Annotated in this window: 26 protein-coding genes and 1 pseudogene; 20 read left to right on the top strand and 7 right to left on the bottom strand. The window is 72.4% G+C overall.

All coding sequences use genetic code 11. The features are described 5' to 3' along the window. The 10 genes and pseudogenes from J7I94_RS38150 to J7I94_RS06275 all read left to right on the top strand — a co-directional run. Positions 1–436: pseudogene (locus J7I94_RS38150) on the top strand (carbon monoxide dehydrogenase); the annotation flags it as partial. Between the two features lie 32 nt (positions 437–468). Next, positions 469–1,260: an aldose 1-epimerase gene (locus tag J7I94_RS06315; protein WP_215165773.1), complete on the top strand. Its 792-nt coding sequence runs from the start codon at positions 469–471 to the stop codon at positions 1,258–1,260. Positions 1,261–1,269: 9 nt separating this feature from the next. Continuing rightward, positions 1,270–1,818: an orotate phosphoribosyltransferase gene (gene pyrE / locus J7I94_RS06310; protein ID WP_215165771.1), complete on the top strand. Its 549-nt coding sequence runs from the start codon at positions 1,270–1,272 to the stop codon at positions 1,816–1,818. Positions 1,819–1,920: 102 nt separating this feature from the next. Beyond that, complete coding sequence (gene fbaA / locus J7I94_RS06305) at positions 1,921–2,952, top strand: class II fructose-bisphosphate aldolase (protein WP_215165769.1); 1,032 nt, start codon at positions 1,921–1,923, stop codon at positions 2,950–2,952. Between the two features lie 67 nt (positions 2,953–3,019). Beyond that, positions 3,020–3,433 carry a DUF3151 domain-containing protein gene (locus tag J7I94_RS06300; RefSeq protein WP_215165767.1) on the top strand — a complete coding sequence of 138 codons (414 nt, stop codon included), beginning with the start codon at positions 3,020–3,022 and terminating at the stop codon, positions 3,431–3,433. A 148-nt stretch (positions 3,434–3,581) separates the two neighbouring features. Next, positions 3,582–4,397: a tryptophan 2,3-dioxygenase family protein gene (locus J7I94_RS06295; protein ID WP_215165765.1), complete on the top strand. Its 816-nt coding sequence runs from the start codon at positions 3,582–3,584 to the stop codon at positions 4,395–4,397. Further along, the gene (kynU, locus tag J7I94_RS06290) at positions 4,390–5,601 is read left to right on the top strand and encodes a kynureninase (protein ID WP_215165763.1); all 1,212 of its coding nucleotides are present in this window, start codon (positions 4,390–4,392) and stop codon (positions 5,599–5,601) included. Before J7I94_RS06295 ends, kynU begins: the two co-directional genes overlap by 8 nt. A gap of 74 nt (positions 5,602–5,675) precedes the next feature. Next, positions 5,676–6,593, top strand: coding sequence for an alpha/beta hydrolase (locus tag J7I94_RS06285; RefSeq protein WP_215165762.1), 918 nt, complete (start codon positions 5,676–5,678; stop codon positions 6,591–6,593). Between the two features lie 184 nt (positions 6,594–6,777). Then, positions 6,778–8,115: a histidine kinase gene (locus J7I94_RS06280; protein ID WP_215165761.1), complete on the top strand. Its 1,338-nt coding sequence runs from the start codon at positions 6,778–6,780 to the stop codon at positions 8,113–8,115. Further along, positions 8,112–8,777 (top strand): response regulator transcription factor, encoded by a 666-nt coding sequence (locus J7I94_RS06275; protein ID WP_215165760.1) that lies wholly within the window; start codon positions 8,112–8,114, stop codon positions 8,775–8,777. The genes J7I94_RS06280 and J7I94_RS06275 overlap by 4 nt, the downstream gene beginning before the upstream one ends. Positions 8,778–8,831: 54 nt before the next feature. Here the strand turns inward: J7I94_RS06275 and J7I94_RS06270 are convergent, their stop codons facing one another. Further along, positions 8,832–9,284, bottom strand: coding sequence for an ATP-binding protein (locus tag J7I94_RS06270; protein WP_215165759.1), 453 nt, complete (start codon positions 9,282–9,284; stop codon positions 8,832–8,834). Between the two features lie 274 nt (positions 9,285–9,558). Between J7I94_RS06270 and J7I94_RS06265 the strand changes: the two genes are divergently transcribed. The 4 genes from J7I94_RS06265 (at position 9,559) to J7I94_RS06250 (ending at position 12,869) form a co-directional block, all read left to right on the top strand. After that, on the top strand, positions 9,559–10,377 hold the full coding sequence (locus tag J7I94_RS06265; RefSeq protein WP_215165758.1) for a helix-turn-helix transcriptional regulator: 819 nt from the start codon (positions 9,559–9,561) through the stop codon (positions 10,375–10,377). Further along, a complete protein-coding gene (locus J7I94_RS06260; protein WP_215165755.1) occupies positions 10,377–10,565 on the top strand; it encodes a DUF397 domain-containing protein in 189 nt (62 codons plus the stop codon). Before J7I94_RS06265 ends, J7I94_RS06260 begins: the two co-directional genes overlap by 1 nt. 196 nt (positions 10,566–10,761) lie before the next feature. Next, a complete protein-coding gene (locus J7I94_RS06255) occupies positions 10,762–11,607 on the top strand; it encodes a hypothetical protein (RefSeq protein WP_215165753.1) in 846 nt (281 codons plus the stop codon). A 38-nt stretch (positions 11,608–11,645) separates the two neighbouring features. Next, the gene (locus J7I94_RS06250) at positions 11,646–12,869 is read left to right on the top strand and encodes a cytochrome P450 (protein ID WP_215165750.1); all 1,224 of its coding nucleotides are present in this window, start codon (positions 11,646–11,648) and stop codon (positions 12,867–12,869) included. A gap of 42 nt (positions 12,870–12,911) precedes the next feature. Here J7I94_RS06250 and J7I94_RS06245 read toward each other — a convergent pair whose 3' ends face one another. Further along, positions 12,912–14,480: an ABC transporter permease gene (locus J7I94_RS06245; protein WP_215165748.1), complete on the bottom strand. Its 1,569-nt coding sequence runs from the start codon at positions 14,478–14,480 to the stop codon at positions 12,912–12,914. Further along, the gene (locus J7I94_RS06240) at positions 14,480–15,364 is read right to left on the bottom strand and encodes an ABC transporter ATP-binding protein (RefSeq protein ID WP_215165746.1); all 885 of its coding nucleotides are present in this window, start codon (positions 15,362–15,364) and stop codon (positions 14,480–14,482) included. The genes J7I94_RS06245 and J7I94_RS06240 overlap by 1 nt, the downstream gene beginning before the upstream one ends. An 81-nt stretch (positions 15,365–15,445) precedes the next feature. Here J7I94_RS06240 and J7I94_RS06235 point away from each other — a divergent pair, with 81 nt between their 5' ends. Then, positions 15,446–15,943: a GbsR/MarR family transcriptional regulator gene (locus tag J7I94_RS06235; RefSeq protein ID WP_215165745.1), complete on the top strand. Its 498-nt coding sequence runs from the start codon at positions 15,446–15,448 to the stop codon at positions 15,941–15,943. A 180-nt stretch (positions 15,944–16,123) separates the two neighbouring features. Here J7I94_RS06235 and J7I94_RS06225 read toward each other — a convergent pair whose 3' ends face one another. Then, complete coding sequence (locus J7I94_RS06225) at positions 16,124–17,077, bottom strand: diacylglycerol kinase (protein WP_215165744.1); 954 nt, start codon at positions 17,075–17,077, stop codon at positions 16,124–16,126. A gap of 207 nt (positions 17,078–17,284) precedes the next feature. On the opposite strand from J7I94_RS06225, the gene J7I94_RS06220 reads away from it, so the two are divergent. The 3 genes from J7I94_RS06220 to J7I94_RS06210 all read left to right on the top strand — a co-directional run bounded on the left by J7I94_RS06220 (position 17,285) and on the right by J7I94_RS06210 (position 19,311). Beyond that, on the top strand, positions 17,285–18,568 hold the full coding sequence (locus J7I94_RS06220; RefSeq protein WP_215165743.1) for an adenylosuccinate synthase: 1,284 nt from the start codon (positions 17,285–17,287) through the stop codon (positions 18,566–18,568). A gap of 75 nt (positions 18,569–18,643) precedes the next feature. Continuing rightward, complete coding sequence (locus tag J7I94_RS06215) at positions 18,644–18,829, top strand: hypothetical protein (protein WP_215165742.1); 186 nt, start codon at positions 18,644–18,646, stop codon at positions 18,827–18,829. Between the two features lie 173 nt (positions 18,830–19,002). Continuing rightward, positions 19,003–19,311 carry a DUF3303 family protein gene (locus tag J7I94_RS06210; RefSeq protein WP_215165741.1) on the top strand — a complete coding sequence of 103 codons (309 nt, stop codon included), beginning with the start codon at positions 19,003–19,005 and terminating at the stop codon, positions 19,309–19,311. Here the strand turns inward: J7I94_RS06210 and J7I94_RS06205 are convergent. The 3 genes from J7I94_RS06205 to J7I94_RS06195 form a co-directional block, all read right to left on the bottom strand. Next, the gene (locus J7I94_RS06205; RefSeq protein ID WP_215165740.1) at positions 19,304–19,954 is read right to left on the bottom strand and encodes a hypothetical protein; all 651 of its coding nucleotides are present in this window, start codon (positions 19,952–19,954) and stop codon (positions 19,304–19,306) included. The two genes, J7I94_RS06210 and J7I94_RS06205, sit on opposite strands and share 8 nt — an antisense overlap. Before the next feature lie 143 nt (positions 19,955–20,097). Further along, entirely contained in the window at positions 20,098–20,799 is a 702-nt protein-coding gene (locus tag J7I94_RS06200; protein ID WP_215165738.1) for a GntR family transcriptional regulator, read from the bottom strand. A gap of 109 nt (positions 20,800–20,908) precedes the next feature. Continuing rightward, a complete protein-coding gene (locus tag J7I94_RS06195) occupies positions 20,909–22,273 on the bottom strand; it encodes an aspartate aminotransferase family protein (protein WP_215165737.1) in 1,365 nt (454 codons plus the stop codon). A 182-nt stretch (positions 22,274–22,455) separates the two neighbouring features. Between J7I94_RS06195 and J7I94_RS06190 the strand changes: the two genes are divergently transcribed. Next, positions 22,456–24,612 carry a serine/threonine-protein kinase gene (locus J7I94_RS06190; protein ID WP_251074744.1) on the top strand — a complete coding sequence of 719 codons (2,157 nt, stop codon included), beginning with the start codon at positions 22,456–22,458 and terminating at the stop codon, positions 24,610–24,612. 172 nt (positions 24,613–24,784) lie between these two features. After that, positions 24,785–26,326, top strand: a complete 1,542-nt coding sequence (locus tag J7I94_RS06185; RefSeq protein WP_215165736.1) for a substrate-binding domain-containing protein — start codon at positions 24,785–24,787, stop codon at positions 26,324–26,326. Positions 26,327–26,462: the final 136 nt, after the last annotated feature.

Here is a 26,462-nt window from a genome sequence, read left to right as displayed (position 1 = left end):
GCGCCCGGCCGTCGCGGCCCAGCCCGTCGACTCCCCGGCCGCCGAGTCCCCGGCCGCCGCGCCGCCCGCCGCCGAGCCCCCGGCCGCCGAGCCGTCGGCCACCGAGCCCCCCGCCGCCGAACCCCCCGCCGCCGAACCCCCGGCCGCCGAGCAGTTCCCCACCGCCGCCGACGAGCCACCCTCCGACAAGCCCTCCGCCGAAGCCCCCGCCGACCCCCTCCCCGAAGCCCCCGCCGAAGCCGCCCACGCCCGCCGCACGATGATCGGCCGCAGTGCCGAGGAGGTCGACCACGCCCCGCCCCGCGGCCGGTACGCCCCCGTGCCCGCGCCGCAGGCCGCCTCCTCCGGTACCCCGCTGCGCTGGGCCGCCCCCGCCGCCGCGCTGGTCGTCGCCTCGGCCATCGTGGTCGGCCGCGCCCTGCGCCGGCGCCGCTGAGGCGGGGCACGCCCGCCCAGTAGGGTCGGAACGTGAGTAACGAAGAGATCACTCTGACCGCGGGCGGCGCGGAGGCGACCGTACGGCCCGGCAACGGCGGCCGGATCGGCTCGCTGCGCGTCGACGGCGTGGAACTGCTCCGCCAGGGCGACCGCTACGGCTGCTTCCCGATGGCCCCCTGGGTCGGCCGCATCCGCGACGGCCGCTTCCGGGACGGCGCCACCGTGCACCAGATGCCGCTGAACTCCCCGCCGCACGCCATCCACGGCCCCGCCCGCGACGGCGCCTGGACCACCGCCCGCGCCACCGCCGACGAGGCGGTCATCACGTACGACCTCGGCGATCCCTGGCCCTACCCGGCCCGCCTCACCCAGGTCATCGCGCTGGCGCCCGACGCGCTGACGCTCACCCTGGCCATCGAGACGTACGGCTCCTCCTTCCCGGCGCAGCTCGGCTGGCACCCGTGGTTCAACCGGACCCTCGGCGACAGCGACGGCGTCCAGATCGCCTTCGACGCGGCCTGGCAGGAGGAACGGGGCGCCGACCACCTCCCCACCGGCAAGCGGATCGACCCCCGCCCCGGCCCCTGGGACGACTGCTTCGGCATGCCCGACGGCGTCGACGTCACCCTCACCTGGCCCGAGCGGCTGGAGCTGAAGGTGGCCAGTCGGGAGGAATGGGTCGTCGTGTACGACGAGCAGGAGGCCGCCGTCTGCGTGGAGCCGCAGACCGGGCCGCCCAACGGGCTGAACACCCTCCCGCGCCTGGTCACGCCCCTGGAGCCGCTGGAGGCGACGACGACCTGGAGCTGGCGGCGCCTTTAAGCTGGCCCCATGAGTGACGTACGCGGCGCGCTGCTGCAGCAGATCAAGGACAAGGCCGTGGTGCACGGCAAGGTGACGCTCTCCTCCGGCCTGGAGGCGGACTACTACGTCGACCTGCGCCGCGTCACCCTGGACGGCGAGGCCGCGCCGCTGGTCGGGCAGGTGCTCCTGGACCTGACCGCCGACCTGGAGTTCGACGCGGTGGGCGGGCTCACCATGGGCGCCGACCCGGTGGCCGGCGCCATGCTGCACGCCGCCGCCGCGCGCGGGAAGCGGCTGGACGCGTTCGTCGTCCGCAAGGCCGCCAAGGCGCACGGCATGCAGCGCCGCGTCGAGGGCCCGGACATCGCCGGCCGCCGCGTCCTGGTCGTCGAGGACACCTCCACCACCGGCGGCTCCCCGCTCACCGCGGTCGAGGCGGTGCGGGAGGCCGGTGCCGAGGTGGTCGCGGTGGTCACCATCGTCGACCGGGCGACCGGTGCCGCCGAGAAGATCCAGGAGGGGGCGGGTGTGCCGTACCGCTTCGCCTTCTCCAAGGACGAGCTGGGCCTGGCCTGAGCCGTCTGGGAAGATGGGGCCGACAATGACGTCGCCCCCAGGTCAGGGCCGTAAGCACGCACGCACGACACAGCCCACCCGCACATATCAAGGAGCGGACTCATGCCCATCGCAACTCCCGAGGTCTACAACGAGATGCTGGACCGGGCGAAGGCGGGGAAGTTCGCCTACCCGGCCATCAACGTGACCTCCTCCCAGACGCTGCACGCGGCCCTGCGCGGTTTCGCGGAGGCGGAGAGCGACGGCATCGTCCAGATCTCCACCGGCGGCGCCGAGTTCCTGGGCGGCCAGCACAACAAGGACATGGTGACCGGCGCGGTCGCGCTGGCCGAGTTCGCGCACATCGTCGCCGAGAAGTACGACGTGAACATCGCGCTGCACACCGACCACTGTCCCAAGGACAAGCTGGACACGTACGTGCGTCCGCTGCTCGCGCTCTCCGCCAAGCGCGTCCAGGCCGGGATGGGCCCGCTGTTCCAGTCCCACATGTGGGACGGCTCCGCCGAGACCCTGGCCGACAACCTCTCCATCGCCACCGAGCTGCTGGAGCAGGCCCGCGCCGCCAAGATCATCCTTGAGGTCGAGATCACCCCGACCGGCGGTGAGGAGGACGGCGTCTCGCACGAGATCAACGACTCCCTCTACACCACGGTCGACGACGCCCTGCGCACCGCCGAGGCCCTGGGCCTGGGCGAGAAGGGCCGCTACCTGCTCGCCGCGTCCTTCGGCAACGTGCACGGCGTGTACAAGCCGGGCAACGTCGTCCTCCGCCCCGACCTGCTGAAGGAGCTGAACGAGGGCGTCGCCGCCAAGTACGGTCAGCCGGCCGGCAGCAAGCCCTTCGACTTCGTCTTCCACGGCGGCTCCGGCTCCACCGCCGAGGAGATCGCCACCGCGCTCGACAACGGCGTGGTCAAGATGAACCTCGACACCGACACCCAGTACGCCTTCACGCGTCCGGTCGCCGGTCACATGTTCGCCAACTACGACGGCGTCCTGAAGGTCGACGGCGAGGTCGGCAACAAGAAGACCTACGACCCGCGCACCTGGGGCAAGCTGGCCGAGGCCGGCATGGCCGCGCGCGTCGTGGAGGCCTGCGGCCACCTGCGTTCCGCGGGCACCCGCATCAAGTAACCCGCGCGTACGACGGGCCCGGCACCCTCGCGGTGCCGGGCCCTCGTCATGCCGCAGACTGGACCGCATGGCCATTCACGAGAACCTGCTCGGGGGACCGCCCCCGACCCACCTCCCCGACGACCCCGAGCCGCGCGAGCTGCTCGCCGCCGGCACCTCGCCCGCCGAGGTCGCCGCCCGGTACCCGACGTCCTCGCTGGCCTGGGCGCAGCTCGCCGACGACGCCTTCGAGCGGGGCGGCGTGGTCGAGTCGTACGCCTACGCCCGGACCGGCTACCACCGGGGCCTGGACGCCCTGCGCCGCAACGGCTGGAAGGGCCACGGGCCCGTGCCGTGGCAGCACGAGCCGAACCGCGGCTTCCTGCGCGCCCTGCACGCCCTCGCCCGCGCCGCGCAGGCGATCGGCGAGAAGGAGGAGTACGAGCGCTGCTCGCAGTTCCTGCGCGACTCCTCGCAGGAGGCGGCCGACGTCCTCGGCTGACCCCGCGCCGATCCCTTTCGGGCCCGTCCCCAGGGGCGGGCCTTGCGCGTACCTGGGACGATTGCGGAAGATGCTGGTTCGGGGACCGGGGCCCCGTGCCGGTAACGGCAGGGCGGACCGCTACCCGGAGTGCCATCAGGAGACAGAAATGTCCCACGACGCCCCGAACCTCGATTTCGCGGGCAGCACGCCGTACGAGGACTATGTCAAGGCGGACGTGCTCACCCATCTCCAGCACACCCTCTCCGACGACCCCGGAGAGATGGTCTTCCTGGTCACCACCCAGGTCATGGAGCTGTGGTTCACCGTCATCGTCCACGAGTGGGAGACCGCGGCCCGTGCCCTGCGCGAGGACCGCACCGACGTGGCGAAGGACGCCCTGAAGCGCTCGGTGCGGGAGCTGGAGGCCCTCAACGCCTCCTGGAAGCCGCTGGCCGGGCTCACCCCGGCCCAGTTCAACTCCTACCGCGGCGCCCTCGGCGAGGGGTCCGGCTTCCAGTCGGCCATGTACCGCCGGATGGAGTTCCTGCTCGGCGACAAGTCCGCGTCCATGCTCGTCCCGCACCGCGGCACCCCCCGCGTCCACGCCGAGCTGGAGAAGGCACTGCACGAGCCGAGCCTGTACGACGAGGCGGTCCGGCTGCTGGCGCGGCGCGGGTACGCCGTTCCGGAGGCGGTACTGCGGCGGGACGTGTCCCGGCCGTACGAGCCGTCGCCCGAGGTCGAGGCCGCCTGGGCGGCGGTGTACGCCGGGGACCAGGACGGCGAGCTGGTGCGGCTCGGCGAGGCGCTCAGCGATGTCGCCGAGCTGGTGTGGCGCTGGCGCAACGACCACCTGGTCGCCACCCGCCGCGCGATGGGCGCCAAGACCGGCACCGGCGGCTCCGCCGGGGTGGCCTGGCTGGAGAAGCGGGCCCGCAAGAACGTGTTCCCCGAGCTGTGGACGGCGAGGTCGTATGTCTGAGCTGATGAGCGCCGCACAGGAACTGGACGCGGCGGACGGGCTGGCGGGACTGCGGCAGCGGTTCGTGCTCGGTGACGACGTCGTGTACCTGGACGGCAACTCGCTGGGCGCGCTGCCCGCGCACGTGCCGGGACGCGTCGAGGACGTCGTACGGCGGCAGTGGGGCGAGCTGCGCATCCGGTCCTGGGAGGAGAGCGGCTGGTGGACCGCGCCCGAGCGGGTCGGCGACCGGATCGCCCCGCTGGTCGGGGCGGCGCCCGGACAGGTCGTGGTCGGTGACTCCACCAGCGTCAACGTCTTCAAGGCGGTCGTGGCGGCGGTGCGGATGGCGGGGGAGGGGCGGGACGAGATCCTCGTCGACGCCTCCACCTTCCCCACCGACGGGTACATCGCCGAGTCGGCGGCCCGGATGACGGGGTGCGCGCTGCGGCCGGTGACCCCGGCCGAGGTGCCCTCGGCACTCGGTGACCGGACCGCCGTCGTGCTGCTCAACCACGTCGACTACCGCACCGGCCGGCTGCACGACCTGCCCGGACTCACCGCCGCCGTGCACGCGGCGGGGGCGTACGCCGTGTGGGACCTGTGCCACAGCGCGGGTGCGCTGCCGGTCGGGCTGGACGAGCACGGCGTCGACCTGGCCGTCGGCTGCACGTACAAGTACCTGAACGGCGGCCCGGGTTCGCCCGCGTACCTGTATGTGCGTGAGGAGTTGCAGGACCGCTTCGACTCACCGCTGCCGGGGTGGAACTCGCACGCCGAGCCGTTCGGGATGGCCTCCGCGTACACCCCGGCCGCCGGTGCGGTGCGCGGGCGGGTCGGTACGCCGGACATCCTGTCGCTGCTCGCGCTGGAGGCGGCGCTCGACGTGTGGGAGACCGTGCCGGTGGAGGCGGTGCGGGCCAAGTCGCTGGCGCTGACCGACTTCTTCCTGCGCTGCGTCGAGGCGTACGTGCCGGGCGGCCGGGTCGGGAACCTGACGCCGGTCGCGCACGCCGAGCGGGGCAGCCAGGTGGCGCTGCGCTGCGACGGCGCCGGGGACGTGATGAAGGCGCTGATCGGACGCGGGGTGGTCGGTGACTTCCGGCACCCTGACGTCCTGCGGTTCGGCTTCACGCCGCTGTACGTCGGGTTCGCGGACGTGGAGCGGGCGGCGCGGGTGCTGGGCGAGGTCGTCGCCGGGACCGGTCACCCTCACCCTGCGTGACAACCCCGTGTTCACGCACGTCACGGGCCTGATAGCGTCCGGCCAACACCGTTACGCCGCTGAGAGGTTGGAGCATGCCGGAGACCACTGCGGGCAACGACGCGGAGGAGAGGTCCGCCTTCTCGCACCCGGCGGTCGATCCCGACAGCAGCGCCGCGTACGGCGGCCTGCCCGACCAGGTGATCGACTTCTACGCGCCGCGCGGCCGGGGCGGGCCGGGCGGTCCGGCGCCCGTGGTGGTGGCCCTGCACGGGGGTGCCTGGCGGGCCCCGTACGACCGGCGGCACCTCAGTCCGTTCGCGGCCTTCCTCGCCCGCCGCGGGTTCGCCGTGGCCAGCGTCGAGTACCGGCGGGGCGCGGCGGACCCGGCTGCGGCATCGGCTGCGGCTGACCCGGGTGCGGCTGACCCGGGTGCGGCGGGACCGGCTGTGGCCGGTCGCTGGCCCGACACCTTCGACGACGTGGCCGCGGCCCTCGACGCCCTGCCCGCCCTGGTCAAGGAGCACCTGCCGGACGCCGATCCGCGCCGTACGGTGCTCACCGGGCACTCGGCGGGCGGCCACCTCGCCCTGTGGGCGGCGGCCCGGCACCTGCTGCCCGCCGACGCCCCCTGGCGCACCGACCGGCCCGCGCCGCTGCGGGGCGTCGTCGCCCTCGCCCCGATCGCCGACTTCGCGGTCGCCGACAAGCTGGACGTGTGCGGCGGCGCCGTGCGTCAACTCCTGGGCGGCGACGACGACTTCGCGGCCCGCGTGCCGTACGCCGACCCCGCGCTGCTGGTGCCCACCGGCATCGCGACCACCCTCGTCCAGGGCCGTACCGACACGACCGTGCCGCAGGAGGTCGCCGAGGCGTACGCCGACGCGGCGGCCAAGGCCGGGGAGGTGGTGGGCGTGACGCTGCTGGAGGACGTCGGCCACTTCCCGCTGATCGACCCGGCGGCGGACGCGTGCGCGGTGGTGGCGGAGGAGATCGCCCAGCTGGCGTGGTGAGCGTCGCACCGGGCATGAAACCACCTCGACCGTACGCGGGCGGTGGTGTTCGCGTACGAGAGCGAGCTGGTCCGGCCGTCGGGATACCAGGGGTCTCTGACCTCGGTAGTACTTGAGACGGACCCGGAAGGACCCTTCTCGCTGCGGACGACGGCCCGGTCCCGCGCCCCCTACGGTTCTGTACGTGACCGAGACGACCCAGACACCGCCTTCCACGCCAGGCACCCCGGAGGTCCGGCTCGCCGCGAGCGCCCTGCGCGGGCTGCGGCAGGACCTGATCGAGGACGCCTTCGCCTACCGGCCGCTGCCCCGGCGGCGCGTCGACGGCCCGCTGACCCGGCGGCTGCCCGGACGGCTGCGGGAGTACGCGGGATGGGCCCCGCACGCCGTGCTGCTGGCGGCCGGGCTGCTGGCCATGGCCATCGGCGGCACCGAGGTCTACGGTCATGACAACGCGCGGCGGCTGCTGAACGGCGCCCTCGCGGTGGTCCCGATCCTGCTGCTCCTGGTCCGCCCCGTCGGTGCCTTCTGGTGCTCACTGATCGCCGCGCCGATCACCGCCCTGTTCGCCGACCGGTGGGACATGTGGCCGTGGGCGCCCGGCAGCTTCGCCTGCCACCTGATCGTGCTGACGGTGGTGGCGCTGCGGACCCGGCCGCGTACGGCGGCGTGGATGTGGGTCCTGACCGCCGTGTACAGCCTGGGCGCGGACACCCTCCTCGGTTGGGACTACTACAACTCCAACAGCGGTCCGCTGCTGGTGGTCACCGCCCTGGTCCTGCTGGTGGTCGCCGTGCGGCACGTCCGCCGCGAGGCCCGGCAGGAGGTGATCGCCCAGCGGACGGTGACGGCCCACGAACGGTCCCGCCGTACGCTGCTGGAGGAGCGCACCACCATCGCCCGCGAGCTGCACGACGTGGTCGCCCACCACATGTCGGTGGTCGCCATCCAGGCCGAGGCGGCGCCCTACCGGGTGGAGAACCCGCCGGAGGAGCTGGAGCGGGCCTTCGCCACGATCCGCGAGAACGCGGTGGCCGCGCTCACCGAACTCCGCCGTGTCCTGGGCGTGGTCCGCGCCGAGGACTACGAGGCCCCGGACGCCCCGCAGCCCACCCTGGCCGACCTGGACGCGTTGCTGGCCAACGTCCGCGACACGGGCCTCGACGTCTCGAAGGCCGTCACCGGCGCGATGCGCGAACTGCCGCCCGGTGTCGAGCTGTCGGCGTACCGCATCGTCCAGGAGGCCCTGAGCAACACGCTGCGGCACGCGCCGGGCGCGAGCGCCCGGGTGGAGGTGTCCTACGTCCTGGGCGGCCTCGGCCTGCGGGTCGTCAACGGCCCGACGCCCGCGACGTCCCTGGTCAAGCCGTCTCCGGGCGCCGGGCACGGGGTGACCGGCATGCGGGAGCGGGTGTCGATGCTGAACGGCGAGATGACGGCCGGCCCGACCGACGAGGGCGGCTACGAGGTGACGGTCTTCCTGCCGGTCCCGGTGACGCTCACGAGCGAGGACGACGTATGACCATCCGCGTACTGATCGCCGACGACCAGATGATGGTGCGGGAGGGCTTCTCGGTCCTGCTGAACGCGATGCCGGACATCGAGGTCGCCGGCGAGGCGGTCAACGGCCGCGAGGCGGTCGCCAAGGTCCGCGAACTCGCCCCGGACGTCGTCCTGATGGACATCCGCATGCCGGAACTGAACGGCATCGAGGCGACCCGCGAGATCGTCGCGGCCGACACGACGTCGAAGGTGCTGGTCCTGACCACCTTCGACCTGGACGAGTACGTGTACCAGGCGCTGCGCGCGGGCGCGTCCGGTTTCCTGCTGAAGGACGCGTCGGCCCGCCAACTGGCGGACGGCGTGCGGGTGGTGGCATCCGGCGAGGCACTGCTCGCCCCGTCCGTCACCCGCCGCCTGATCACCGAGTTCTCCAAACTCTCCGAGGCCCCGCGCATGATGCCCTCGGCCCACGCGGCCTACGGCGACCTGACCGAACGGGAGACGGAGGTACTGGTGCTGATCGCGCAGGGCCTGTCGAACTCGGAGATCGCCGGGCGCCTGGTCGTCGCCGAGTCGACCATCAAGACCCACGTCAGCCGCATCCTGGTCAAACTGGGCCTGCGGGACCGCACCCAGGCGGCGGTGTTCGCCTACGAGGCCCGGTTGGTGACGCCGGGGTGACATACCGTCGGCAGAAAAACGTGAGCACTGTGCCTGCTGATGTCACCTCCTTGCTCAGGTGAGCGAGGAGGTGACAGGGGAGGGGGATGTGCTCAGGTTTTTCTGTGGCTGACCTAGCTGGCACCACACGTACTTTCCGCGATTCCCGAACCGGGAGAGGGGCTGCCAGCCCCAGAGGTCGGAGCAGGCCCGGACCAGGGCGAGCCCTCTGCCGTCCTCCTCGTCGGCACCGGGCACGTCCATGGCGGCAGGCGGTGGTGTGGGGTCCGCGTCCCACGCCCCGATCCGCAACACCCCACCAGCCCACCGCACCCGCAGCGCGGCCGGCCCCTTGGTGTGCAGCACGGCATTGGTGACCAGCTCGGCCGCGAGCAACTCCGCGACGTCGACGAGCCCGATCAGCCCGTGCAGGGTGAGGATCAGCCGGAGGGTACGCCGACTGACGGTGACGGCACGGGGATCGTTCGGGATGTAGAGGGAGTACTCCCAGGGCTCGTTCTCGGACATGTACATACGGAAGCTCCGTTCGGTGCGTTCGGTGCGTTCGGTGCGTTCGGTGGGGCGCGGTGTCATTGCCGCAGCCGTCAGAGCAGGACAGAGCGGTGCGCTTCCAAGCCCCCTACTAATGCGCAGAGTGCGTGTGGCGTCACTGACGGTATTTCCTATGCTTAGGAAATAGCAACCCGCTGTCGTATTCTGGCGCTCAAACGAGGGACGATCGCTGCGGAGTTGAGGCAAGGAGGCGCCGTTGCCGCCGAAAAGGAATCTCACCGCCCGACGGATGAGATTGGGTGCTGAGCTGCGCAAACTACGCGAGGCGACGGACCTGTCGGCCAAGGAGGCCGCCGCACTGCTGGAGGCGGACGCGGTCCAGATGAGCCAGATCGAGTCCGGCGCCGTAGGTGTGAGCGCCAAGCGTGTGCGTCGGCTTGCGGCCATCTACGGCTGCGCGGACGAGGCGTTGACCGAGGCGCTCGTCGCGATGGCCACCGACCGGACTCAGGGGTGGTGGGAGGAGAGCCGGGGTGTACTGCCGGCGGTGTTCCTGGATGTCGCCGAGGCCGAGCACCACGCGACGTACTTGCGCGAGGTGGTGATCCATTACGTGCCGGGCCTGTTGCAGACCGCTGACTACGCCCGCTCGGTGTTCACCTACACGCGGCCCGAGTTGTCGGAGGACGAAGTGGCACTGCGTGTGGACCACCGGATGAAGCGCAAGGCTGTCATCGAGCGCGACAACCCGACCCCGTACGAGACGATCGTGCACGAGTTCGCCCTGCGTGTGCATGTGGCCGACCGCCGGTCATCCCTCACTCAACTCCGGTTCGTCCTCGACAAGATCGAGGCGGGCCAAACGTCCGTGCGTGTCGTCCCGTTCGAGCGCGAGGGTTTCGCCGGGGCTGGAGCCTCCATGCTCTACTTGGGAGGCCCGGTGCCGCAGTTGGACACGGCCATCAGGGATGCTCCCACCGGTGCCGCGTACATCGATTCTCAGCCTCGGCTGGAGCAGCTTCGGACGCTGTACCAGAGGGTGCGGGACGCTGCGCTCGACTCGGCCGCTACCCGGGATTTCATTCACCGGCTGACGAAGGAGCTGTGATGAGCTGGCGTAAGTCCACCTATTCGGGCGGTGGCGACGGCGACGCCTGTGTCGAGATCGAGGGGTCGGAGACCCACATATCCATCCGCGACTCCAAAGCGCCGGCCCGCGCCACCCTGACCGTTCCCGCCCGTTCGTTCGCCGCCTTCACCGAAGCACTCAAACGCGGCCCCTGGCCGGAGGCATGACGTCCGGCCTGAAGGCATGTGAATACCTTTGGAGCTGCCCTCCCGTACCTCCTCCGTCACCGCTGTCGCCCCTAGGCTCGGGCTCGGTGACATCGCGAGGAAGGACGGGCGAAGCATGCACGAACACCAGAGGGACACGAGGGCGCGGACGGCTACGGACCCTGCCCCTGGGCAAGGGCCGTTACCCCTCACAGGGATGACCGCGTTACAGCAGCGCGCGGGGAACGCGGCGGCGACCCGCTGGGTGCAGCGCGCGACCGACCCCCTGAGCGAGCACTACGCCACGAGGCCCCAGCAGCACCCCGAGTGGGCGACGTACGAGAAGCTGACGAAGGCCGCGGGCATCCCCGATGACGAGGCCGACGCCGCCTGGCAACTCCTGCTCGGCGGAGTCGACTCGCAGGGCGCGCTGAACGACGAGGCCGCGGCGAGGACGAGTGACCGCCAGGCTCAGCGCGAGATCCGGGCGACGAACTCGTGGTACCACGAGTTCGTCAAGCTCATGACCAAGCACCTGGAACTGAAGACGCCGACCATGGCGCTGTGGGCCGGCGGCATCGAGGTCAGCGAGTACGCGTGGCAGAAGGGCCACACCCCGCTGGCGCAGACCCGGATCGGGAGCGTGCTCAACGTCCTGAAACTGCACCCGGAATGGAAACTGACCGGGCCGATGTGGAACATCCTGTCCAAGGCGTACGTGTCGCTCGCCACCGGCCCGGTGCACATCTTCGTGCGGGCCTACGAACCGGACAGCATCCTCATCAGGCTGGAAGTCCCGCACCTCCATGAAGTCCGGCGGCTGAACCCGAACGTGCAGATGATCTGGCACCCCCTGTACACCGGTTCGGACGGGGTGACGAGGGAGATCTCCAGGGACTGCCGGCTCGTCGACAACGCGGAGTACGACAAACGCGACACGTGCGTGAGCGTGCTGATCCAGTACCTCAGGCAGTTCCACGACGAGGACAACAAGAAGGCCGCACCGGCCCACAAGAGCATGAAGAAGCTGCTCACCGAGAACGGTCACAAGGACGGCGTCTGAAGCTGCGCCGCAGGGCGCCGGCGCCGTATCGTCCGTTCATGACGGCTCAATCCGACCTCGCGTTCGACCCGTGGAACCCGGCGTTCGTCGCCGATCCCTACCCCGCCTACGCCGAGCTGCGCGCCCGGGGGCGGGTCCTCTACTACGAGCCCACCGACCAGTGGCTGGTCCCGCACCACGCGGACGTCTCCGCGCTGCTGAGGGACCGGCGGCTGGGGCGCACGTACCAGCACCGCTTCTCGCACGAGGACTTCGGCCGCACGCCGCCCCCGCCGGAACACGAGCCGTTCCACACCCTCAACGACCACGGCATGCTGGACCTGGAGCCGCCGGACCACACCCGTATCCGGCGCCTGGTGTCGAAGGCGTTCACGCCGCGCACGGTCGAGCGGCTCAAGCCGTACGTGCACGGCCTGGCGAACGACCTGGTGGCCCGGCTCGTCGAGGCCGGCGGCGGCGATCTGCTCACCGACATCGCCGAGCCGCTCCCCGTCGCCGTGATCGCCGAGATGCTCGGCATCCCGGAGGCGGACCGGGCCCCGCTGCGCCCCTGGTCGGCCGACATCTGCGGGATGTACGAGCTGAACCCGTCGGAGGAGACGGCGGAGCGGGCGGTGCGCGCGTCGGTGGAGTTCTCCGACTACCTGCGCGAACTGATCGCGGCCCGTCGCGAGGACCCCGGCGACGACCTGATCTCGGGCCTGATCGCCGCGCACGACGAGGACGACGACCGCCTCACCGAGCAGGAGATGATCTCGACCTGCGTCCTGCTGCTGAACGCCGGCCACGAGGCGACGGTGAACGCCACCGTCAACGGATGGCACGCGCTGTTCCAGAACCCCGGCCAGCTGGCCGCCCTCCGCGCGGACCACTCCCTGGTCCCCACGGCCGTGGAGGAGCTGATGCGCTACGACACCCCGCTCCAGCTCTTCGAACGGTGGGTGCTGGACGAGATCGAGATCGACGGGACGACGATCCCGCGCGGCGCGGAGGTCGCGCTGCTCTTCGGCTCCGCCAACCACGACCCGGCGGTCTTCACCGACCCCGGGCGGCTCGACCTGACCCGCCGCGACAACCCCCACATCTCCTTCAGCGCCGGCATCCACTACTGCATCGGCGCCCCTCTGGCCCGTATCGAACTGGCCGCCTCCCTCACCGCCCTCCTCGAACAGGCCCCCACCCTCACCCTCACCACCGAACCGGAACGCAAGCCCAACTTCGTCATCCGGGGGCTGGAGGGGTTGCGGGTGGCGGTCTCCTGAGCTGAGTCTTCTGACCTGAGTCTCCTGACCTGAGTGGCGGCCTCAGCTCGTCGTGTCCCGTCGGCGCAGGGCGGCCAGTCCCGCCCCCACCAGCAGCGCCGTGATGCCGAGGAGTGCGGTGACCGGGGTCCAGGTGAAGGGGGCGCCCGGGAGCTTGGGGAGGTGGCCGTAGGGGGAGAGGTCCAGGACGGCGGACGGTACGTTCAGCGCGGGGCCGATCCAGCCGAGCAGCAGGGCCGCTCCGGCCACGGCCCAGGCCGCCGGTGCCGCGCGCGGCAGCAGCCCGTGCAGCAGGACCGCCGCGCCGCCGATCACCCACACCGCCGGCACCTGGACCAGGCAGGCCGCCAGGACCGGGCCGGGGTCCTGGCCGTAGCCGAGGGCGTATCCGAGACCCGCGAGCAGCAGGACGAGCGCCGCGCCGCCGAAGGCGATCACCAGGTGGCCGGCGGCCCACCGCAGCCGTCCCACGGCCCCGGCGAGCACGGGTTCCGCCCGGCCGGAGGCCTCCTCGCCGTGCAGCCGCAGCACCGACGAGACCACGTACAGCGCGGCGACCAGGCCCAGGACCCCGGTCATCGCGGCGACGAACGTGTCGGTCAGCGCGCCCTGACCGCCCATCCGTTCGAGGATCTCGCGGCTTCCCTCGTTGTCGGTGAGGAGATCCGCCGCCCCCTCGGTCATCCCGCCGAAGACCACCCCGGCGGCGAGGAAGCCGGTGCTCCACCCCAGTACGCCGCCCCGCTGGAGCCGCCAGGCCAGCGCGCCCGCCGTGCCGAGGCGGCCGTGCGCCGGTCCCGGCCGGGTCGGCAGGAAGCTCATGCCGACGTCCCGGCGGGCGGTCAGTCCGTACGCCACCGCCGTCTGGGCCAGTGCCGCGCCGGCGAGCAGCGCCGGCACCCACCACCGTTCGTCCGCGAAGGCCCGGAGGTTCTCCAGCCAGCCCAGCGGCGAGACCCAGGTCAGCGCCGACGATCCGTCCGTCGCCGCCGAGTCGCCGGCCGCCCGCGACACGAAGGCCGCGCCCAGGGCCGCCGCCGTCAGACCCCGGGCCAGCCGCGCGCTCTCGGTGAGCTGCGCGGCGATCGCCGCCGTCGTCGCGAAGACCATGCCGGTGCCCGCGACGCCCAGCGCGAAGGCGACCGCGCCCGCCGTGCCCTGCCCGGCCAGTCCGGCCGCCAGCAGCAGCGCGAGGGCGGCGTTGGCGACCGCCGCCGCCAGCAGGGCCGCCGTCAGCGGGGCGCGGCGGCCCACCGCCCCGGCCCGCAGCAGCTCGTCCCGGCCGCTCTCCTCCTCGTCCCGGGTGTGCCGGACCACGATCAGCAGGCTCATCACGGCCGCGACGGCGCCGGCGTACACGCCGACCCGCCAGGCCGTCAGCGCGCCGAGCGAGTCGCCGAAGAGGGGGCCGACCATGGCGCGCAGGGAGGAGTTGGCCGCCACCTGGCCGAGCAGGTCGGCGCGTCCGGCGGGGGTGGGGTACATGCTGTCGAGGGTGCGGGGCATGGAGAGGGCCATCAGGGCGTTCACGCCGACCCAGACCGGGATCAGGACGCGGTCCCGGCGCAGGGCGAAGCGCAGCAGGGTGCCGGTGCCGGCGAGGGCGGACATCAGGCCTCCTGGTAGTGGCGCAGGAAGAGTTCCTCCAGCGTGGGCGGTGTCGAGGTCAGGGAGCGGACGCCCGACCCGGCGAGCGAGCGGAGTACGGCGTCGAGGTGGTCGGTGTCGACCTGGAGGCGCACCCGGCGGCCCCGGACGTCGAGGCCGTGCACGCCGGGGAGCGCGGACAGCCCGTCCGGGGCGCCCGCCAGCTCGGCGGTGACGCTGGTCCGGGTCAGGTGCCGCAGGTCGGCCAGCGAACCGCTCTCCACCGTCCGGCCCTTGCGGATGATGCTGACCCGGTCGCACAGCTCCTCGACCTCGCTGAGGATGTGGGAGGAGAGCAGGACCGTGCGCCCCCGGTCCCGTTCCTCGCGCACGCACCGCTGGAAGACCTCCTCCATCAGCGGGTCGAGGCCGCTGGTCGGCTCGTCGAGGATCAGCAGGTCGACGTCCGAGGCGAACGCGGCGACCAGGGCGACCTTCTGCCGGTTGCCCTTGGAGTAGGTGCGGCCCTTCTTGGTGGGGTCGAGTTCGAAGCGGTCGGTCAGCTCCGCGCGGCGCCGTCTGTCGAGGCCGCCGCGCAGCCGGCCGTACAGGTCGATGACCTCGCCGCCGGAGAGGTTGCGCCACAGGGTCACGTCGCCGGGGACGTACGCGATCCGGCGGTGCGCCTCCACCGCGTCCGACCAGGGGTCGCGGCCGAGGATGCGAGCGGTGCCCGAGTCGGCGCGGAGCAGGCCGAGCAGGACCCGGATGGTGGTGGACTTGCCGGCGCCGTTGGGGCCGAGGAAGCCGTGCACCTCGCCGGTGGCAACGTCCAGGTCGAGGCCGTCGAGCGCGTGCGTGCGCCCGAAGGACTTGTGGAGCCCCGAGACGCTGATTGCCTTCGTCATACTTCGGAAAGTACGCTTCCTTCAGAAAGTTGTGAAGTTAAGGAACCGTCAAGACTGTCGGACGTGCGAGATGATCGAGAGATGACGGAAGAATCCCCGGGAGGAGAGGGCCGCGACCCCGAGGTCGTGTCACGGTTCGTGGAGGGCTTCGCCGCGCAGCTCGTCGAGGCCGGCATGCAGCGGATGCCGGCCCGGATCTTCGCCGCGCTGCTGGCCTCCGACGCGGGCGCGCTGACCTCGGCGGAACTCGGCGAACAGCTCAAGGTCAGCCCTGCCGCCGTCTCCGGCGGCGTGCGGTACCTCTCCCAGCAGCACATGGTGTCGCGCGAGCGTGAGCCCGGCTCGCGGCGGGAGCGGTACCGGGTGCACAGCGACCAGTGGTACGAGGCGCTCACCAACCGCGAGGCCGTCATCAAGCGGTGGGAGGCCGCCCTGGGGGAGGGCGTCGCCGGCCTCGGCGCCGACACCCCGGCGGGGCGGCGGCTGGCGGAGACGCTGGCCTTCTTCGAGTTCGTCGACGGGGAGATCGCGGCGATGATGGAGCGGTGGCGGGTGCATCGGGAGGAACGGTTCGGGTGACGGGGCTGTGACCGTCCGGATGCGCTGAGTCGCGACTGGTTCGCATCAAGGGGAGGGCGCATCATGACTGTCATGGCGGAGCGACCGACGATGAGCGGTACCGAGTCCCAGGGCTTCGAGGAACTGCTGGACGCCCTCGACGATCTGGATGTACCCGACGGCTTCAAGGCCTCCTGACCCTCACCGCGCCGGCAGCGTCAGCCCCCAGGCCCCCTCCCGTACCGTCCACGTCCGCGTCCCCACCGGCCCCGACTCCACCGCGTCCGCCCGGTACCGGAAGTGCGCCCCCGAGACGGTGACCGTCCGCCCCCGCGCCGTCAGCGGGGACGCCGCCGCGCCGACCGACACCGGCCGCACCTCCACCTCGGCCGTCCCCGGGGCGCCCGGCGTCAGCGACACGCCCTCCACCGGCTGGTCCAGATCCACCAGCGTCACCCCGTCGACCTCCACCCGCAGCCGCGCCGGACCGCTCCCCGGCAGCGACGCGGCCCGCGCCGGACGCGGATGCGCCAGCGTCCGTACGAAGGACTGGCAGGTCCGCAGCCAGGGCAGCCGCACCGCCGCCCCGTCGGCCGTACGGCCGTCCGCCGCCCCGGCGTCCCCGGGCGGCGCCACCGGCGGGCGCGAGGGGCGCGTCGGGCGCGGCGGACGCGACGGGCCCGCCGGGCGCGGCGCCAGCGGCGGGATGCCCACCGCCCCCAGCACCACCCCGTCGCTGTCGTCGACCATCAGGTCCAGCCGCTGCTCCACCCCGTCCAGCACCGCCCGCGCCGCCGCCACCGCCCCCGACGGCACCCCGAGCGAGCGGCACAGCTCCAGCTCCGGGCCGACCGGCACCAGCGACAGCGCACATCCGGCCAACTCGCGGCCCCGGTGCAGCAGGGCCACCGTGCGCAGCAGCGACCGGTCGTCACCGATCACCACCGGCCGCCGCGACCCCCGCCGCTCCAGCACCCGGGCGAACTCCTCCGGATCGTCCGGCAGACACACCTTCGTATGCGCCGCACCCGCTCTGAGCACGTCTTTCGCGATCCGGACGGACTCGCCGTCGGTCCGCCGGGCGACCGGATCGATGACCACCAGGAGCTGATCGGGCGTCGCGGAAGATCGCGCGGAAGTCGCCACCTCGGCCATGCCTCGCTTCCTCGGGTAGCATCTTTGTGCAAGAGCCCCTTGCGCGATTGCGCCAGGGGCTTCGTCTATTCCGGGGCATCCGGTCCGACGGGTCGCGGCCGACGAAGGTCGCGGGTGTACGAGCCATGAGCCGTGTGTACGAGGCACGAGCCGTGACACGTATGCCCTCGACCTTGGACATGCCCCGCCCGGAAGGGGTGTACGCGCGTGCCCGCACTTGTGCTGCTCGGTGCTCAGTGGGGTGACGAAGGCAAGGGAAAGGCGACGGACCTGCTCGGTGGATCCGTCGACTATGTGGTGCGCTACCAGGGCGGCAACAACGCCGGCCACACGGTAGTCGTGGGTGACCAGAAGTACGCCCTCCACCTGCTCCCTTCCGGGATTCTCTCCCCCGGCTGCACGCCGGTCATCGGCAACGGCGTCGTCGTCGACCCGTCGGTCCTGCTCTCCGAGCTGAGCGGTCTGAACGAGCGTGGCGTCGACACGTCCAAGCTCCTGATCAGCGGCAACGCTCACATCATCACGCCGTACAACGTCACCGTCGACAAGGTGACCGAGCGCTTCCTCGGCAAGCGCAAGATCGGCACCACCGGCCGTGGCATCGGCCCGACCTATGCCGACAAGATCAACCGCGTCGGCATCCGCGTCCAGGACCTCTACGACGAGTCGATCCTCACCCAGAAGGTCGAGGCGGCGCTGGACGTCAAGAACCAGATGCTCACCAAGCTCTACAACCGCCGCGCCATCGCCACCGGCCAGGTGGTCGAGGAGCTGCTGGGCTACGCGGAGAAGCTGCGCCCGTACGTCGCCGACACCGTCCTGGTCCTCAACCAGGCGCTGGAGGACGACAAGGTGGTCCTCTTCGAGGGCGGCCAGGGCACCCTGCTCGACATCGACCACGGCACGTACCCCTTCGTCACCTCGTCCAACCCGACCGCGGGCGGCGCCTGCACCGGCGCCGGCGTGGGCCCGACGAAGATCAGCCGGGTCATCGGCATCCTGAAGGCGTACACCACCCGCGTCGGCGCCGGCCCGTTCCCGACCGAGCTGTTCGACGAGGACGGCGAGGCGCTGCGCCGCATCGGCGGCGAGCGGGGCGTGACGACCGGACGTGACCGGCGCTGCGGCTGGTTCGACGCGGTGATCGCCCGCTACGCGACCCGGGTCAACGGCCTGACCGACTTCTTCCTCACCAAGCTCGACGTCCTCACCGGCTGGGAGCAGATCCCGGTCTGCGTGGCGTACGAGATCGACGGCAAGCGGGTCGAGGAGCTGCCCTACTCGCAGTCCGACTTCCACCACGCGAAGCCCATTTACGAGACGCTGCCGGGCTGGTCGGAGGACATCACCAAGGCCAAGTCCTTCGACGACCTGCCGAAGAACGCGCAGAACTACGTCAAGGCCCTGGAGGAGATGTCCGGCGCCCCGATCTCCGCGATCGGCGTGGGTCCGGGCCGGGACGAGACGATCGAGGTCAACTCCTTCCTGTAGGCGTACACCGTCGCCGCGACCGCGTTCGGCCCCCTTCGACGGGCGCCGGGCGCGGTCGCGGTGTCGTATCGGAGCATGACCCTCACCTGTCAGGGTCCCTACGGCGCCGAGGGCGACCCCGGTGACTGCGCGGACCCGGCCCGTTTCGAGGTCGCCCGGCACGGGCTCGCGCCGCTGCGGGTGTGCCCCGTGCACCTGGGGCCGTCGCTGCTGCTGGCGGCCGGGGTGCTGTGGCCGCCGGAGGTCTCGCTGATCGGATGACGGGCACAGCGGTGCCACAGCGGTGACGGGCACAGCGGTGCCGCAGCGGTGACGGGCACAGCGGTGCCGCAGCGGTGACGGGCACAGCGGTGCCGCAGCGGTGACGGGCACAGCGGTCACGGGCATAGCCTTGAGGAAGAGCCGCGTATCGACGACAGAAGAAGGTGAGTGCGATGCGCGTGATACTCAAGGCGACGCTGGACACGGAGAAGGCGAACGAGGCCATCCGCAGCGGGAAGATGCCCGAACTGATGAAGGACGCCCTCGACCACCTCCGCCCCGAGGCGGCCTACTTCGGCCCCCTGGGCGGCCGGCGGACCGCCCTGCTGGTCTTCGACATGGCGGACAGCTCCGATCTGCCCGCCACCGGCGAACCGTTCTTCACCCAGTTCAACGCCGAGGTCGAGGTGTGCCCGGTCATGAACGGAGAGGATCTGCAGAAGGGCCTGGCCCAGCTCGGCCGGACCTCCGGCGTCAGCTGAAGACGATCATCGACCCCTGCGCCAGGCTCCGGGTGGCCGCCGCGTGCAGCCCCAGCCACACGTGCCGCTCCCGCGCGAACGGGCTGGGGTCGTACGGGGCCGGCGCCGCCGGCTCCTCCAACTCGGTCGGCCCGGCGGGCTGTTGCGGAGCCGCCGGGGGATTGGCCGGGTCGATGCCGAGGGACGGCGCCACGGACTCCAGTTCGCGCAGCAGGGCGTGGGAGGAGCCGAGCGGGCCGCCGCCGGCCAGCAGTTCGTCGTTGGCCAGGGGGTGCGGGAAGTCGACGGGGACGTAGGCACCGGCGTGGTCGTAGTGCCAGACCAGGTGCGACTGCTGGGCCGTGGCCTCGAACATCTCCAGCAACTGCTCGTAGTCGCCGCCGAGTTCGTCCACCGGCGTCACCGGCAGTCCGCAGAGCTGGAGCAGGTGGGCGCGGCGCAGGAAGTGCAGCGCGTCGTAGTCGAAGCCGGCCACCGGGGCGACCTCGCCGGTCAGCCCCGGCATGTACGCGAACACCGGTACCGGCGGCAGCCCGGCCTCGGCCAGCACCTTGTCGTACTGCGCGAGTTCCTCGGCGAAGGGATTGTCCGGGGTGTGGCACAACACGTCGACGAGCGGTACCAGCCACAGGTCACAGGCCAAAAGAGGGCTCCTCACACAGCACGGTGGTGCAGGGCAGGGTAGTCGGTCCGGCCGGAGGGCGGCTCCCCGGGCGGGGGCCCTCGTGCCCATCCCATACCCAGGCGCGCGCCCCCCACCCGCGCCCCCGGCCCACGCCACCGTGGTCATCCGGCGGCGAGCCGCTCCACCAGCGTGAGCGCGTGCGTGTTGTACGCCGTGACGAGCGCGCGGGCCGCCTCGGTGTCCCGCCGGACCAGCGCGTCGACCAGCTCCGTGTGACCGGACCACAGGGTGCCCCGCAGATCGCTGAGCCGGCGCAGGTGCTGCACCGTGCAGACCCAGCTCTGCACGCGCAGCCGGTGCAGGAAGTCGGCGAGGTACGGGTTGCCGTACACGGCCGCCAGCTCCCGCCAGAACCGCAGGTCGTAGCCGATGAGGACGGTGAGGTCCCCGGCGGTGGCGGCGCGCTGGGCCTCCTCGCCGCGGCGCCGTACCCCCGCCAGGGCGGCGGTCAGCCGCTGCTCGTCGCCGGGCGCCGCGTTCCGGAGGCCGGCCGCGCAGGCGTGGAACATCCCGTCGCTGACCAGGCGCCGGGCCTCGACCATGCCGCGGAAGTCGGCGACGGAGTACTCGTGGACCCGGAAGCCGCGGTGCTGGTCGGCCTCCAGCAGCCCCTGCGCGGACAGGTCGACCAGCGCCTCGCGCACGGGCGTCGCGGAGACCCCGTACTGCTCGGCTATCTCCTTGACGGTGAACTCCTGCCCCGGCTGGAGCCGTCCGGCCAGCACCTCGTCGCGGAGCGCGTCGGCGATCTGCTGCCGCAGGGTGCTGCGCGTCACGGCACCGTTGCCGCTGGGGCCGGGCATGGTCGGGCGTCTCCTCATCGCGTTCGGGCGGCGTGCGCGTACAGGTGTGCGCGTGTATGTGTGCGCGTATATGTGTACGAGCACGCCACCTTACGCGTTCACGGGCGCCTCACGCGGTGTACCCGTCCGCGACCGACAGTGCCGCGTCCAGTGCCGCCAGGCCCTCCTTCAGCTCCGTCTCGCTCACGTTGCAGGGCGGCACCACATGGGTGCGGTTCATGTTCACGAAGGGCCACAGCCCGTGCGCCTTCGCGGCGGCGGCGAACGCGGCCATCGGGGCGTTGGCCTGTCCGGTCGCGTTGTACGGAACCAGCGGCTCCCGCGTCTCCTTGTCCCGCACCAGCTCCAGCGCCCAGAACATGCCGGTGCCGCGTACGTCCCCCACGCTCGGGTGCCGCCCGGCCAGCTCCCGCAGGGCGGGGCCGACGACCTCGGCGCCGAGCCGGGCGGCGTGCTCGACGACGCCCTCCTCGGCCATCACGCCGATCGTGGCGACGGCGGCGGCGCAGGCCAGCGGGTGCCCGGAGTAGGTCAGACCGCCCGGGTAGGGCCGCTCGGCGAAGGTCTCGGCGATCGCGGGGGAGATCGCCACCCCGCCGAGCGGCACGTATCCGCTGTTCACGCCCTTGGCGAAGGTCATCAGGTCCGGCACGACGCCGAACAGGTCGGCCGCGAACCACGTACCGGTCCGCCCGAACCCGGCCATCACCTCGTCCAGGACGAACACGATCCCGTACTTGTCGCAGATCTCCCGGACCCCGGCCAGGTAACCGGCGGGCGGCACCATGATCCCGGCCGTCCCCGGGATCGTCTCCAGGATGACCGCGGCGACGGTCCCGGGCCCCTCGAAGGCGATCGTCGTCTCCAGGTGCTCCAGCGCCCGCGCGCACTCCTGTTCCTCGGTCTCGGCGTAGAAGCGCGAGCGGTACGGGAACGGCGCCCAGAAGTGCACGACCCCCGCCGTGCCGCTGTCGGACGCCCACCGCCGGGGATCGCCGGTGACGTTGACCGCCTGCTGGGTGCCGCCGTGGTAGGAGCGGTACGCGGAGAGCACCTTGGGCCGGCCCGTGTGCAGCCGCGCCATCCGCAGCGCGTGCTCGACGGCGTCCGCGCCGCCGTTGGTGAAGAAGATCTTGTCGAGGTCGCCGGGGGTCCGCTCGGCGATCAGCCGCGCCGCCTCCGAGCGCGCCTCGACGGCGAAGGCGGGCGCGAACGTCGTCATCCGCGCCGCCTGCTCCTGGATCGCGGCGACGACCTTCGGGTGCTGGTAGCCGATGTTGGTGAAGACGAGGCCGCTGGTGAAGTCGAGGTAGCGCTTGCCGTCGTAGTCCCAGAAGCAGGAACCCTCCGCGCCCGCGACGGCGAGCGGGTCGATGAGTTCCTGCGCGGACCAGGAGTGGAAGACGTGCGCGCGGTCGGCGGCCTTGACGGCGGCGCCGGTACGGGGGTCGGGGCTGTCGTGCTGAGGGGTCATGCGGGCGAGGGTAGGCGGCCGGGGGACGGCGGCGGTATCGGCGTCGTGTCTGCCGGCCGGGCCGTCGCGCGACAGGATGTCGACGACCGTCCGTCTCCGGCTCCGTACGATCTGTTACGGAACCGTCGACGCCGTGCGACCGTCCCCACCGCCAACTCCGCACTATCCTCGGCCTGTTGCTCATGTACAGGGACGGTCCGGGGGAAGGCGGCGCGACGGTGGAGAGGCTCGCGGAGGGGGACCCGCGGCGCATCGGCGCCTACCGGCTGCTGGCGCGGCTCGGTGCGGGCGGCATGGGGCGGGTCTATCTGGCCCGGTCGGACCGGGGCCGTACGGTCGCGGTGAAGCTGGTGCGCGAGGAACTGGCGGAGCGGGAAAAGTTCCGGGAACGGTTCCGGCAGGAGGTCGGGGCGGCCCGGCGGGTCGGCGGGTACTGGACGGCGCCGGTCCTGGACGCCGACACCGAGGCCGCCGTGCCGTGGGTCGCCACCGGGTACGTGGCCGGGCCCAGCCTCCAGCAGGTGGTCGGGCACGACCACGGGGCGCTGCCCGAGCGGTCGGTACGGGTTCTCGGGGCCGGGCTGGCCCACGCGCTGGGGGACATCCACGCCGCCGGGATCGTGCACCGCGACCTGAAACCGTCCAACGTCCTGGTCACCATCGACGGCCCCCGCGTCATCGACTTCGGGATCGCCCGCGCCCTGGAGAGCGGGACCGACGTGGGAGTGACCCTCACCGGCGCGCTCGTCGGCTCGCCCGGCTTCATGGCACCCGAGCAGGTCCGCGGCGAGCCTCTCACGCCCGCCTGCGACGTCTTCTGCCTCGGCTCGGTCCTGGCCTACGCCGCCACCGGGGCGCTTCCGTTCGGCACGGCCGACAGTGGTGTGCACGCCCTGATGTTCCGCATCGCGCAGGAGGAACCGGACCTGACCGGTGTGCCGGAGGGCATCGCGGACCTGGTCGGCGCGTGCCTGCGGAAGGACCCGGCCGCGCGGCCCTCCCTGGACGCCGTCCTGGCCCGCACGGGCGCGCGGGACACCGTCGCCGACGGCCGCTCCCGCGACCCCTGGCTGCCGGGGGCGCTGGTGGCGCAGCTGGGGCGGCACGCGGCAGGGCTGCTGGACACCGAGGACCCGGAGGCCGCCGGCCCCCCGACGCCGGGCCGCGCACCCGCACCGACGGCCGGTGCGCGGGGGGTGTCCCGGGGGGCGGCACTGGGGGCGGCCGGGGGTGGTGCCGTGTCCGGGGTCGCGTCCGGTGCCGTGTCCGGCGTCGTGTCCGGTGCCGTGCCTGGCGTCGCGTCCGGTGGTGTCGCGCCGGTGGCCGGAACACCGGCGCCGGGGGCGGCGGGGGCCGGTGTCCCCGGTGCCGGTGTCCCCGGTGCCGGTGGTCCGGCGCCGGTGGCTGGTGGGCCGGAGGCGCCGGGGTGGACCGGGGGTGACGCCGCGCCCGGCGGGTCCGCGCCGGGGGCCGCTCCGCCGGGACCGTACTCGGCGGGGCCGCCGGGTGCCGGGGGCGCGTGGGGCGGTACGTCCGGCCCGCCTCCGCCCGGGCAGCCCGGGCAGCCGGGGCAGTATGGGCAGCCGGGGCAGCCCGGTGCCGGTGCGCCGGTGAACCACCTCCCGACGGTGGCCGCGGGCCAGAGCCCGCCCGTATCACCGCCCGTGCCCGGCTACGGGTACGGATATCCGCAGCCGCCGCACGGGGCGGCCCCGCCGTTCGTCACTCCGTCCGCCGCCCCGTCGGGGGAACCGGCCCGGCGAGGGCCCTCCACCGTGCTGTTGGTCGCGGTCGCGCTGGTCGTCGCGCTGGCCGCCGGTGGCTCGGTGTACGCGTTGATGAACGGTGACGGCGACGACGGCAGGGCCGACGGGCGCGCCCGCCCGGGGCCGGCCGTGACCGTGTCCTCCACACCCGGCCCCGGAACCTCCGACACCCCCGACACCACCGGGCCGTCCGCCGAGGCCGGACCGACGACCGCCCCGGCGGCGGAGGACGGCGCGGTTCCGGCGGAGTACCTGGGCACCTGGACCACGACCATCGACAACGCCACGGGCACCCACCGGCGGCGGCTGACCGTCCAGCAGGGCGAGGTGGGCGACACCGTGCTCTCCCTGGTGGCCGACGGCGACACGTACCACTGTGTGTTCCAGGCCGAGCTGGCGGCCGATCCCGGTGGTGACGGGCCGCTGCGGTTCGGGCCGTCCGAGGTGACGGTCGGGGAGCCGAGTTCGTCCTGCACCCCGGGTTCCGCCTCCGAGGCCACCCTGCTGCCCGACGGCCGGCTGGAGCGCGTACTCACCAGCGACGGGAAGAAACTCACCTTTTCCCGAGAGTGAGCAACAACGCCAACCCTGTTCACACGCCGCTCAAAAGAGCAGCGCGTGAACAACGGGCGAACTATTGCTCACGGGCGTGAACAACATACGACGCGGCCCGGCGGAGCCGCTCGTACAGCCGTACGGTGACCGGACGATCGCATAGGACGACGCTCAACGGCGGGGGCCCGGAGTGCAGTGGCTGAGCGCGGAAAACCTGATCGCCGTGGCCACGGCGGTCCTCGGCATCGTCGCCTCGGGCGTCATGCTGTGGTTCGAACGGCGGGTGCCGCGCCGAAAAAGGATCGGCTACCGCGTCCAGATGGACAACCCGATCGGTGACGACGCCCGCTCCGGCCGCCTCAACCGCCGCCTCGGCCTGTTCGACGAGACCCCGGGGATGACGGACGCCACCCTGGTCCTCCTCCGCGTCGAGAACGACGGCTCCCAGGGCATCGACCGCGACGACTACACCGGCCCCGAACCGCACGGACTGACCGCGGTCTTCACCGACCGCACCATCCGCGGCGTCTCGGTCACCCAGCCGTCCGACACCAGCCATCTGATGGACCACTTCACCGCCGGCCGCGGCTTCGGCTACGAGGGCAACACCCTGCGCGTCCCCCGCGTCCCCCTCAACCGCGGCGACCACTTCAAACTGCTCGTCCTGCTCTCCGGCGGCGACGTGGGCAGCGAGATCCGGCTGACCGGCGGCCTGCGGGACGGCGAGGTCCACCCCAACCGCAGCGCGACCCCGGACGACACCCCGCCGCTGTTCGGCCGCGCCGCCCGGCTGATCACCATCATGCTCACCGTGTGCGTGGTCACGCTGGCCGCGATCGTCGTCGCCCAGGACGACACCCGCCCCCCGATCGGCTGCGAGAGCGGCCGGCTGACCCTCATCGGCTCCACGGCCTTCGCCCCCGTCCTGCGGGAGGCGGCCGACAAGTACGAACGGGACTGCGCCGAGGACGAGACCGAGATCGTGGTGGACACGCGCGGCTCCACCTCGGGCATACGGGAGCTGGCGGCGGCCGGCGAGCAGGCGGAGCACGGCTCCCCGCCGGTGGTGGCCCTCTCCGACGGCCCCAAACCGAGCGGGATGCCGGAACTGCGGGAGAACCGGGTGGCGGTGTCGGTCTTCGCCCTGGTCGTCAACGACAGCGTGCGGCTGCCCGACGACAACCTCTCCACGGCCGACGTACGCCGCCTGTTCAGCGGCGAGATCACCAACTGGCGCGAGCTGGGCGGCCCGGACCTGCAGGTACGGCTGGTCAGCCGGGACGCCGACTCGGGCACCAGACAGGTCCTCCAGCGCCGGGTGCTGGGCCGGGGCGAGATCGCCAACTCCTCCCTCGACTGCGTCCACAAGGACGACCCGTCGATCGACTTCGTCCGCTGCGAACTCGACTCCACCGACCAGGTCCTGTCGACCGTCGCCGAACTCTCCGGCGCGATCGGCTACAGCGAACTCAACCTGGCCGGCCGCGTCGAAGGCGTACGCCGCCTCAGCCTCGACGGCGACCCGCCCTCCGTCGACGCCATCGAGCACGGCACCAGCGACTACCCGTACCGCGAGATCGAGTACGCCTACACCTACGGCAGCCCGCCGGCCGACTCCCTGGCCTCCAGCTTCCTGACCTACCTGACCCGGGGCAACGGCCAGGACGTCACCCGCACCCACGGCCACGTCCCCTGCTACACCCCCGAGGGCCTGACCCTCTGCGCCGGTTAGGCCCTCGACGCCGGGGTCGGCCTCCGGGCTCGCAGGCCCGCGACGACCTGGTCGTGCGGCCGGCCGATCTGTTCGCGCCGCGGCTCCTAGGGCCTGTCGTTTGGATCAGGACGCAGGACATCGGCGGGACTTGTCC

The sequence above is a fragment of the Streptomyces sp. ISL-12 genome (assembly GCF_018614415.1).
In the GTDB taxonomy this organism is placed as follows: domain Bacteria; phylum Actinomycetota; class Actinomycetes; order Streptomycetales; family Streptomycetaceae; genus Streptomyces.
This window is presented reverse-complemented; position numbering and strand designations above follow the sequence as displayed.

Excerpts from the sequence above, each read along its gene's own strand:
- pyrE (WP_215165771.1), top strand. The coding sequence starts at position 1,270 with ATGAGTGACGTACGCGGCGCGCTGCTGCAGCAGATCAAGGACAAGGCC.
- fbaA (WP_215165769.1), top strand. The coding sequence starts at position 1,921 with ATGCCCATCGCAACTCCCGAGGTCTACAACGAGATGCTGGACCGGGCG.
- J7I94_RS06300 (WP_215165767.1), top strand. The coding sequence starts at position 3,020 with ATGGCCATTCACGAGAACCTGCTCGGGGGACCGCCCCCGACCCACCTC.
- J7I94_RS06295 (WP_215165765.1), top strand. The coding sequence starts at position 3,582 with ATGTCCCACGACGCCCCGAACCTCGATTTCGCGGGCAGCACGCCGTAC.
- kynU (WP_215165763.1), top strand. The coding sequence starts at position 4,390 with ATGTCTGAGCTGATGAGCGCCGCACAGGAACTGGACGCGGCGGACGGG.
- J7I94_RS06285 (WP_215165762.1), top strand. The coding sequence starts at position 5,676 with ATGCCGGAGACCACTGCGGGCAACGACGCGGAGGAGAGGTCCGCCTTC.
- J7I94_RS06275 (WP_215165760.1), top strand. The coding sequence starts at position 8,112 with ATGACCATCCGCGTACTGATCGCCGACGACCAGATGATGGTGCGGGAG.
- J7I94_RS06270 (WP_215165759.1), bottom strand. The coding sequence starts at position 9,284 with ATGTCCGAGAACGAGCCCTGGGAGTACTCCCTCTACATCCCGAACGAT.
- J7I94_RS06265 (WP_215165758.1), top strand. The coding sequence starts at position 9,559 with ATGAGATTGGGTGCTGAGCTGCGCAAACTACGCGAGGCGACGGACCTG.
- J7I94_RS06260 (WP_215165755.1), top strand. The coding sequence starts at position 10,377 with ATGAGCTGGCGTAAGTCCACCTATTCGGGCGGTGGCGACGGCGACGCC.
- J7I94_RS06255 (WP_215165753.1), top strand. The coding sequence starts at position 10,762 with ATGACCGCGTTACAGCAGCGCGCGGGGAACGCGGCGGCGACCCGCTGG.
- J7I94_RS06250 (WP_215165750.1), top strand. The coding sequence starts at position 11,646 with ATGACGGCTCAATCCGACCTCGCGTTCGACCCGTGGAACCCGGCGTTC.
- J7I94_RS06245 (WP_215165748.1), bottom strand. The coding sequence starts at position 14,480 with ATGTCCGCCCTCGCCGGCACCGGCACCCTGCTGCGCTTCGCCCTGCGC.
- J7I94_RS06240 (WP_215165746.1), bottom strand. The coding sequence starts at position 15,364 with ATGACGAAGGCAATCAGCGTCTCGGGGCTCCACAAGTCCTTCGGGCGC.
- J7I94_RS06235 (WP_215165745.1), top strand. The coding sequence starts at position 15,446 with ATGACGGAAGAATCCCCGGGAGGAGAGGGCCGCGACCCCGAGGTCGTG.
- J7I94_RS06225 (WP_215165744.1), bottom strand. The coding sequence starts at position 17,077 with ATGGCCGAGGTGGCGACTTCCGCGCGATCTTCCGCGACGCCCGATCAG.
- J7I94_RS06215 (WP_215165742.1), top strand. The coding sequence starts at position 18,644 with ATGACCCTCACCTGTCAGGGTCCCTACGGCGCCGAGGGCGACCCCGGT.
- J7I94_RS06210 (WP_215165741.1), top strand. The coding sequence starts at position 19,003 with ATGCGCGTGATACTCAAGGCGACGCTGGACACGGAGAAGGCGAACGAG.
- J7I94_RS06200 (WP_215165738.1), bottom strand. The coding sequence starts at position 20,799 with ATGCCCGGCCCCAGCGGCAACGGTGCCGTGACGCGCAGCACCCTGCGG.
- J7I94_RS06195 (WP_215165737.1), bottom strand. The coding sequence starts at position 22,273 with ATGACCCCTCAGCACGACAGCCCCGACCCCCGTACCGGCGCCGCCGTC.
- J7I94_RS06190 (WP_251074744.1), top strand. The coding sequence starts at position 22,456 with ATGTACAGGGACGGTCCGGGGGAAGGCGGCGCGACGGTGGAGAGGCTC.